This window comes from Spirochaetota bacterium (assembly GCA_035477215.1).
Classification (GTDB): domain Bacteria; phylum Spirochaetota; class UBA4802; order UBA4802; family UBA5368; genus MVZN01.
The window spans coordinates 56,990-66,499 of sequence record DATIKU010000015.1 but is presented as its reverse complement, the minus strand read 5'-3'; the positions used below and the strand labels follow the sequence as shown (position 1 = coordinate 66,499).

Sequence of the window (9,510 nt, the reverse complement as noted above, 5' to 3'; positions counted from 1 at the left end):
CCAGTATCGCCGCAGCAACGTCCGGCTTTGTCACGACCGCCGAGATGGCGCACACCATGTCGGCGCCCGCGGCGACAACCTCGTCGACATTGTCGAGACCTATCCCGCCTATAGCGACGACGGGGATGCGGCAGCGCGCCTTGACCTGCGCGATGACGGCCGCGCCGCAGGGCTCGCCCGCGTCGTCCTTGGTGCCAGTCGTGAAGATGGGACTTAAGCCCAGGTAATCGGCGCCGGCCGCCTCCGCCTCGAGCGCCTCGTCGAGGTCGTGCACCGTAACGCCGATTATTTTACCGGGGCCGAGCAGGCGGCGCGCCTGGATGTACGGCATATCCTCCCGGCCTATGTGCACGCCGTCCGCGTCGACCGCGAGCGCTATGTCGATGCGGTCGTTGATGATGAATTTCGCGCCGTCGCCGCACGCGCTTTTGATGAGCAGCGCCTCTTCGTACATGTCGCGCGTGATGTTCGACTTGTTGCGGTACTGCACCACTTTCACTCCGGCTGTGGCCGCCGCCCGGACGTCCGCGATGTTACCCGCGTTGCTCAGTCCCGCATCGGTGATAAAATAATACCCTTTCATCACCACACCTTCTGCATGGTGGAGACGTTTTCCCCCGTAAGCCCGGCGACGCTGTCGAAGAGCCGTTCCTTGAAGCTGCCCGGGCCCTGCGCGCCCTTCACCGCGAGCTCGGCCGCCACCTCGAAACAGACCAGCCCGGCGGTCGCCGCGCGCGGAAGGTCTTCCGGGCACACTCCCGCGAAGGCGCCGATCGCCGACGCCGCCATGCAGCCGGTACCGACAACGCGCGACATCATCTCGTGTCCGTTTTTGATGAAATACCGTGCGCCCTTTCCTGCGACGATGTCTTCCTTTCCCGTAACCACCACCACGCAGTCGCTCGCCGCGGCGAGCGTTTCGGCGATACCGGCCAGATTGCCCTCCACGCTTCCCGCGTCGACGCCCCTGGTCCTCACCTGCCTGCCGGCAACGCGTGCGATCTCCGAGGCGTTACCCTTTATGATGTCGATACGTGCCGCGTCGAGGAGCGCGGCCACCATCCTGTCCCGAAACGGCGTGGCCCCCGCGCCGCAGACATCGAGCACCACTGGTGCGCCTTTGGCGTTGGCCGCGCGCGCGGCGAGCTTCATGCCTTCAATTAACTCGGTGGTGAGCGTACCGATGTTGAGCACCAGTGCGGAGGCGAGCGACGCCATGTCGGCGGCCTCCTCCACGGCGTGGGCCATCACCGGCGAGGCCCCGAACGACTTTACCAGCTGGGCGCAGTCATAAATGGTGACCCAGTTCGTAAGATGATGTACCAGCGGCTGCTTCTCCCTTACAGCCGCTAAAAGCGATGCGTTGTCCATTGTTCCCCCCTGAAGTTTTCGCGCCGCGAACGGCAACCCCGGGGCGGCGCTTCTATAAAAAAAGCCGGCACCCTCAAAGATTGAAATCGAGCGCGACATATCAAAATCCGGACGAGGTGATCGTTCAAACGGGGGAGATGATTATGCGGTTGGCATCCCTACGCCGGCATTATCCGGATCAGGTTCAACGGGTATAATCTCAGGCTCCGCCATGGAACCACCCCAACAATGATAATTTACCGAACGACGTCTCTTTTGTCAACAGAAATGATGAACAATATTGTTGACATATCGTAATTATTGGATAAGCATCTACTCCGGTTGTACATTACACCGTGACAGGGTGGGATCGAATGATTCGACGTTTATTTCGTGAATTCATCATTTCGTGCTTTCACATTGCCTCCATTATAATGCGGCAGCGGCCGCATCTCAAAGGGCGCGAGCATCTGCAAAAGATTCCCACCCCCGTCATCATTTCACCGACGCATGACAGCTATTACGAGATACCGTCGCTCGCCCGGGTGTACTACTCGCTCCATCCCAGGCCCGATTTCCTGGTACTCGCCAAAGGGGACTTTTTAAGCGGCAGTTACCTCGCCAGCAACTTCGGGAAGAAGAACCTGTTCCTGAAATGCCTGTTTACCTTCCTCGATAAAACGGCCCTCCCCTTTGTCGTTTTCAAAATAATGAGGCTTACGACCATTCACCGCCCCTTCATCGACACGTACTCGGTAAAAAGGGAGCGGATCAGGAACGAGATCGGAAACCAGATGAACCGGGCCAGGGAGAGTATAGCCAGGGGCCTGTCCACGCTGGTGTTCCCCGAAGGGACCACCTGGGGTTTCGGGGGCCTCAAAAAAATACGGAGCGCCGTTTACCAGCTCGTCGAGAACTCCTTTCAGAGCGCTCACCAGAAAGTCCACGTCATTCCGATAAACGTAAAGGTCGACCGCCTCGTCAAAGGGGGAAAAGACATCTTTATTAACATCGGACGCCCTGTCTTTTTCCGCTGCCCGAAAGAGGAGTTCAACGAACGCCTGGCGAAGATACTCAGGCAGCTTCATACGATCACCTTCAGCCAGATCGCGGCGTACTACATCAGGCGGCTCGCGAAGAGCAACGAAAGCGCCAGGCAAAACCTTGTGCTCGCCAGAGAAAGGTTTGTCGATTCGATGGAGCGTATAACGGCGGAAATCGGCGAAATGGTGCGGCGTAAAAAGCTGCCCGATATCGACGCCGGACTCCTCGACAGGAAATACCTGCTGAAGAAGGTAAACAGCTTCCTCAAGTATTGCAGGAAAAAGCGCTACCTCCGTCCTTCGCTTTCCATCGGAAAGGACAATGCTTTTATACTGGACATCGAAGCCATCCTTTCATCGTACTCTGACAGGGAATATCGTACGCGAAATCCCCTCGGCTTTCACGCGAACGAACTTATGTCCCTGGGGGAGACGAGTATTCGCCGTATTTTCGACGCCCACCTCGGCGCATGAAAAACGGCGAGATCATCGCGCCGCACCAATATTTTCAAAGAGGATTCTTAATCAAGGAATTTATTATCGCGAAGGGGATGATCGTGCCCATTGTACATCGCTCGAATCCCGCGCGCGAAATCAGCCTAAAACAGCTCCGCCTGATGTATACCGGGAGAATCAGCGACCGGGGCAAGCTTGGCGGCCGGGGAGCCGTCGGACCGACGCGCTGATACCGCCGAATTGCTTGTGCAGGGGTGTAAAAAACGAGAACTTAGATCGGCCTGCTCCTGTCAAATAACCGTATCAAACAACTATACCACGCACAGGAGCATCTTATGAAAACAAATGCAAGGGCGCTTTCGATCGTACTGGCCGCGGTTATCGCATGGAGTCCGGCCGTCCTTACGGCCAGGGCCGACGGCCCGAGGATTCAGCTTGCCATTTTGCTCGACACCTCGAGCAGCATGGACGGCCTGATCGACCAGGCCAAATCGCAGTTGTGGAAGATCGTCAACGAGATGGCGCAGGCGCGCCGCGACGGCAGGGCCCCGCGCCTCGAGGTTGCGCTCTATGAATACGGCAAGAGCAGCATCCCATCCGGAGAGGGCTATCTCAGGATGGTCGTTCCCTTCACCACCGACCTCGACCGTCTCTCCGAGGAGCTTTTCGCACTTGCCACCAACGGCGGTGACGAGTATTGCGGCAGGGTGATCCAGGCCGCGGCGAAGGGCCTCGGATGGAGCGGTGAGTCCGCCGATCTGAAGGTGATCTTCATCGCCGGCAACGAGCCGTTCTCCCAGGGCGAGGTCGATTACCGCGTCGCCGTGAAGGCGGCCGCGGCGAAGAACATCATCGTCAACACCATATACTGCGGCGATTACGACGAGGGAGTGAGCACCCACTGGCGCGACGGCGCTCTGCTGGCGCAGGGCCGTTACATGCATATCAACCAAAACGAGCGCGTCGCCTACATCGCCGCGCCACAGGACGCGGAGATCAGCCAGCTTGGAAACGAGCTCAACCTCACCTATATTCCCTACGGCATGAGCGGCGGAGAGAAAAAGGAACGCCAGGCCATGCAAGACAAGAACGCCGCCGGTATGAGCGAGGAGTCGGTGATACAGCGCTCGCTCGCCAAGGCCTCGAATCTCTATTCAAACGCGGGCTGGGACCTCGTTGACGCGGTAAGGGAAGGAAAGGTCAAGACCGAGTCGCTCAAGAAAGAAGAGCTTCCTCCCGAGATGCAGAAAATGAGCCCCGGCGAGCGTAGCGCCCACGTCGACGCACAGATGAAGAAGCGCGCCGAGCTGCAGGCAAGAATCGGCAAGCTCAACCAGGAGCGGCGCGTCTACGTCGAGAACGAGACGAAGAAGCTCGCCGGGAAAAACACCCTCGACGCGGCGATTATCAAGACCGTACGCGAACAGGCGGGCGGGAAAAATTTCAGTTTCGAGTAGACTTTTACCCGCCGTAATACAAAGGAGCGGGAACGTTTCCGCTCCTTCTCTCATTTCGCGCGATTTTTCTCTCGCATCCCGCCGAGTACGTCGTTATACCCGACGATTAATTCTCATCATTTCCTCGGCTCGTGCTGGAGCGTTCCGGTTTCGTTTTTGCCATCGAGGACGCAGTTCACGGTAAAAATTACCCTTCGTGCCGAGGGAGGCGCGATATACGCTCCCGTGTAGCCGTCTCCCTTTTTTGAAAGAGGAATTGATTTGGCGTTTTTTCCGGGAATCGCGGCGCTCAGGGTGACGCCCGATGCGTCCGAGGCGACCGTCTTTACGTCACGCTCGAGAATGTACACGTCCACCGTGCTCTTTTTTACCACCACTTCAGCGAAATGCCGCGTCAGTTTGAGCGTTCTTCCGCCGTGCGGCCCAAACGGCGGAATGGTGTCGGCATCCTTGAACGAGCCCTCGTGGGACCGGCTCAGGTTCGGCAGCGCGAGCGCCGCGACAACAAGAACTGCCAGGGTGAGATTTTTTTTCATCATTGTGTTCTCCTTATATTGTTTTAATTTTTAATTGAATCGTATGTCGATAACCCGTCATTTCCGTACGTGAGAAACAGTTCAGCCTTGAGCGCAAGGAATTCCATCTTCGCGTCATGGTATTTCGACTTCAACTCATAAAGGTACTGCAGGGCCGTGATCATGTCCGCGGGCGATTTCAGTCCGCGGGAGAACTCATTGAATGCGGCGGTGAGGTTTTTCTCCGCCCGTTTCACCGATTTTTCGAGCGAATCCATGCGGTCATCCATGGCAGGTATGGCTTTCATTATGTAGTCGGCTGCGGCCTTGTTATCTTTCTCCATCCGGGCAAGGTCCAGTTTCGCCGCGTCGATTTCCGCCGTCAGGGATTTCATCTCCGCCGACCGGCTGCCGCCGATGATTATCGGTACGCGGAACACCGCACCTGCCCCGACTTCAGGCTTGTGCGGGTCTATCGCATCACGGTGCGGCCCGTAACCGCCGTAAAGCTCAATGCCGAAAACCGGCCAGTACAGCTCCCGTTCCCGATGTTCTTTTTTTGCCTCCAGAAGCGCAGTCTGCCTGCGCGCCAGAATCAGCGCAGGGGACGTCAGGGTCGTCTTAATGGCCGCAATTTCAGGACCTACGCCTTTCAGAACGGAGAATCCCGGAATATACAGGGGATCTTCCGCGTCGCCGCCGGTGAGCAATCGTAACTGGCGTTTTTTGTAGTCGATGACCAGTTCATCGTTTTTTATCTTGCCGGCGGTATCTTCAATTCGTATCACCATGTCCTCGACGTCTGAATAACCAATCTTTCCGATCTTTAAGCGAGGCATGAGAAGCTTTTTTAACGATACGAGGTTGTTCAATTTCTTTTTTTCATCAGCAACCGAGGCTTCGAGCCTCGCCGTATCATAATAGACGGCGGCTATCTTCTTTTTTACTTCGATGGCGAATATCGCCCCCTGAAGGCCAACGGAGCCTGAGGATAAAGTAAGGATCTTTTTCGACGCCATCGTTCTCCCCCCGTCCCAGAGTATCCATTCCGCGGTGAGCCGCGCGAGCGGTCCATGCTCGAACTCGTTCAGATTCGCCGCCCCGGAGTATCCCAGATCCGCGTTAATTGAGGGCAGATACGGTTTCTGGAGAGATTTTATTTTATACTCAATCGCCTCCACGTCCTTCAGCCTTGCCTGTATCGAGGGCGATTTTTCCCCGGCGTTCCGCCAGAGCTCTTCCAGCGAAATCTGTTTCACTCCGGCCTGCTGTGCGAATGCGTTTCCTGCCATCAGGGCAATGAACGCGAACGCCGAAATGATCACAGTCGTCGTAATGGTGCGCATGTAGTGCGATTTTTTCATGAATACCTCTCTGCAATGACGCTCCGTTTGCCAAGTTGGTAGAAGAGTATCGGCGTCAGAACTATGTCTATGAGTGTGGAACTGACAAGCCCTCCCACGAGCACCAGGGACACGGGATACAATATCTCCTTGCCCGGCGCGTCCGCTCCCGTCGCGATGATCGGCACCAGGGCCATGACCGCCGACAGGGCGGTCATAAGCACCGGGGAAAGCCGCTCGCGGGAACCGCGAATCACCATGGCCTCCGAGAACCGTTCGCCCTCGTGCTCCATGAGGTGCAGGTAATGCGACACGATCATGATGCCGTTTCGCGTCGAGATGCCCGCGATCGCGATGAACCCGAGCAGGCTTGCCACCGAAAGAGTCGTGCCGGTCGCCGCGAGGGCGATAATGCCGCCTATGAACGAAAGGGGGATGTTCACGAGCACCTGCGCGGTAAGCTGTACCGATCTGAATTGCCAGTATATCAGCCCCACGATGACGATAAGCGACAGGAGGCCGGTCAGCAGGATGTACCGCGCCGTTTCCGCCTGGTTTTTGTATCTGCCGCCTATCTCGAAGCGGTATCCCGGCTCAAGCCCCAGTTCCTTTCCGATGCGTTCCTCGGCGTCCCGCACAGTGGAAACAAGGTCCCTGCCGCCGACGTTGAATTGCACGGCCACGCGGCGGCTTCCGTTCTCGCGTTTTATTTCCGAGGGCCCCTCGCTCTCATACACGTCCGCCACCATCCCCAGACGCACCGGCATTCCATCGGGCATATGCTTTACAATCATCCCCTTCATGCCCTCAATTCCAGAGCGCGTTTTCGCGTCGATTTTTATGGTTACGGCAAATTTTCGCTCACCTTCCATGATGTATCCCACGGTTTCACCGTTGAACGCCATCTCGAGCGTCTCGACCAGGCTTCCCGTTGGAATGCCGTATTTCGCCGCCCTGTCGTGCTGCAGGGAAACTTTAATTTCAGGCACGAAGCTCTGCGTTTCTACGAGCAGGTCCTCGACCCCGCGCACCTTTGCGAGGACAGTCTCCGCCTTCTGGGCGTAGAAGATGAGCTTTTCAAGATCGTCCCCGTAGATGACAACGGCGGCGTCCGCCTTGATGCCGGATATAAGGTGGTCGATCCGGTGCGTGATCGGCTGGCCGATGGTGACGCTCGCGTCCTTCACCTCCTTGAAGCGGGTGCGGAGGTGGGCGATGATCTCCGAGCGTCGTATGTCCTTCCGCCCGGCGTCGATGGTAACGTCGATTTCGCTGTAGTTCACCCCTTCGGCGTGCTCGTCCATCTCGGATCGCCCGGTCCGCCGGCCCACCTTCTTCACGCCATCGGTCTCAAGGCATATTTTCTCGATCTTTCCCGCGATCTCCGCCGACCGTTCCAGCGAGGTCCCCGGGGCGGTGAACACGTCGAGGGTCATCGTCCCCTCGTTGAACGGCGGTAAAAACTCGCGCCCCAGGAAAGGCGTCAGCGCGCACGCGGCGGCGAAGAGCAACGCCACGCCCGTCATGACGAGTTTCGGCCGTTTCATGAGCGATTCCAGGTTTCGCCGCTGCAGCCCCTTGAGGAGGTGCACCAACGGGCTGTCCGCCTGTTTCAGGCGCGCGATCCTCGTCAGGAGATAGGAACAGAGCACGGGCGTCACGGTAAGCGCAACTAATAGAGACGCGGTGAGCGAGACCACGAACGATACCACCAGCGACCGGAATATTCGCCCCTCCACCCCCTGTATGAACGCAAGCGGGATGAACGAGAGGATCACCACAGCCGTTGCCAGGACGATGCTGTTTCGCACCTCCGACGATGCCGAGAAGACCACCTTGAGAGCGTTTTTCGGAGATGCAAGAGCCGCGTTCTCCCTGAGCCGCCTGAAGATGTTCTCCGTGTCAACGATCGCGTCGTCCACCAGGAGGCCGATCGCGATGGAAAGGCCTCCGAGCGTCATGGTGTTGACGTCGTACCCGAAGACGCGAAGAGTGATGATCGTCAGCACGAGCGAGAGGGGTATGGCGGTGAGCGATATGAACGTGGAGCGGAGGCTCCAGAGAAATAAGAGCAAAACTGCCGTCACCATGATAAACCCCAGGAGTATGGCCTCTTTCACGTTACCGGTGGAGCGCTCAATGAAGTCCGACTGCCGGAAGAGTGTGGTATCCACAATGACGTCCGCCGGCAGCGCTCCGCGCAGCGACGCCACGGTGCGCTCAATCTCCCGGTTCAGCTTGACGGTTGACGCCTCGGGCTGCTTCAGCACGGCGAGGATAACTCCCTGTTTGCCGTTTACGCTCGCGTCACCCCGGCGCACCCTGCCGCCCTCCCGTATGTCGGCGATCTCGCGCAGGCGCACCGGAACGCCCGCGCGATACCCCACAACGGCCTCCCCGATCTCCTCCTGTCCGTACAGTAAGCCGATATTCCGAATGACAAATTCCTTTCCGGCGCGCTCAATGAAACCGCCGCTGGACACGCCGCCCAGGCCCCGCAGACTTTCGGCCATCTGATCGAATGATATGTCGAGTATTCCCATCTGTTCGCTCTTAATGAGAATATGGTATTCCTTCGCCTCCCCGCCCATGACGATCACCGATGAAACGCCGGGAACGGATAGAAGCCTTTTTCTCACGGTCCAGTCCGCCACGGTCCTCAGCTCCCGCGGTCCGGTGGATCCATTGTTGCTGGTGATGCCGATGAGCTGGATTTCCCCCATGATGGAGCTCACCGGCCCGATACCCGGCTGTACGCCGCGGGGCAGATCGTTCTGTATGACGGATAATTTTTCAGAGACGATCTGTCGGTTTCGGTAAATATCGGTGTCCCAGTCGAACTCCACCTGGGCTATCGAGATGCCCCTCTTTGATACGCTACGGACGCGGGTGACACCCGGCGAGCCGGAAAGGGACGCCTCGATGGGAAGCGTCACCAGTTTTTCAACCTCCTCGGGAGCGAGACCGTGGGCCTCGGCGAGCACGGTGACGACCGGGCGGTTGAGATCCGGAAGCACGTCGATCTTCTGGCCGCTGAGTATAACGGTTCCCGCGATGAGAAGCATGGCGGCGCAGGCGCAGATGGTGGAGCGCCGCCGCAGTGAAAACGCTATTATCCTGTCGAATAATGATTCCGCATTAAAATCGTTGTTGTCCATTCGTGATATATCCTTGTGTCAGGCTGAAATGCCGCGAGGCGGCTGCGCGGCGCGCATGGCGCGCCGTCACGGACGTGCGTGATCGGGTTTGTTATCGGGCGCGTGGCGGGGCCCTGCGGGCCCCCGAGATGAGGAAAAGACGATCTTTGAAGGCGCGTTGGGCCGCATCCTTTATATATCCGGGAGAT

7 protein-coding genes and 1 riboswitch are annotated in these 9,510 nt (G+C 57.9%); of the genes, 2 read left to right on the top strand and 5 right to left on the bottom strand.

Features of this window, described 5'->3' with window-relative positions; translation table 11 throughout:
* A partial coding sequence (thiE, locus tag VLM75_03330) for a thiamine phosphate synthase (protein HSV95949.1) occupies positions 1-583 on the bottom strand: 583 nt, incomplete at its 3' end.
* Entirely contained in the window at positions 583-1,371 is a 789-nt protein-coding gene (gene thiM, locus VLM75_03325; protein ID HSV95948.1) for a hydroxyethylthiazole kinase, read from the bottom strand. The genes thiM and thiE, both read right to left, overlap by 1 nt.
* A 137-nt stretch (positions 1,372-1,508) precedes the next feature.
* Positions 1,509-1,606, bottom strand: a riboswitch (TPP riboswitch).
* 118 nt (positions 1,607-1,724) lie between these two features.
* On the opposite strand from thiM, the gene VLM75_03320 reads away from it, so the two are divergent.
* Complete coding sequence (locus VLM75_03320) at positions 1,725-2,867, top strand: 1-acyl-sn-glycerol-3-phosphate acyltransferase (protein ID HSV95947.1); 1,143 nt, start codon at positions 1,725-1,727, stop codon at positions 2,865-2,867.
* Between the two features lie 317 nt (positions 2,868-3,184).
* Positions 3,185-4,306, top strand: coding sequence for a VWA domain-containing protein (locus tag VLM75_03315; GenBank protein HSV95946.1), 1,122 nt, complete (start codon positions 3,185-3,187; stop codon positions 4,304-4,306).
* A gap of 116 nt (positions 4,307-4,422) precedes the next feature.
* On the opposite strand, the gene VLM75_03310 is transcribed toward VLM75_03315, so the two are convergent.
* From VLM75_03310 to VLM75_03300, 3 genes are read right to left on the bottom strand one after another with little or no spacing between them, the layout of a single operon-like run.
* Positions 4,423-4,845, bottom strand: coding sequence for a hypothetical protein (locus tag VLM75_03310; protein ID HSV95945.1), 423 nt, complete (start codon positions 4,843-4,845; stop codon positions 4,423-4,425).
* A 20-nt stretch (positions 4,846-4,865) separates the two neighbouring features.
* On the bottom strand, positions 4,866-6,185 hold the full coding sequence (locus VLM75_03305; protein HSV95944.1) for a TolC family protein: 1,320 nt from the start codon (positions 6,183-6,185) through the stop codon (positions 4,866-4,868).
* The gene (locus tag VLM75_03300) at positions 6,182-9,322 is read right to left on the bottom strand and encodes an efflux RND transporter permease subunit (protein ID HSV95943.1); all 3,141 of its coding nucleotides are present in this window, start codon (positions 9,320-9,322) and stop codon (positions 6,182-6,184) included. Before VLM75_03300 ends, VLM75_03305 begins: the two co-directional genes overlap by 4 nt.
* Between the last annotated feature and the right edge of the window lie 188 nt (positions 9,323-9,510).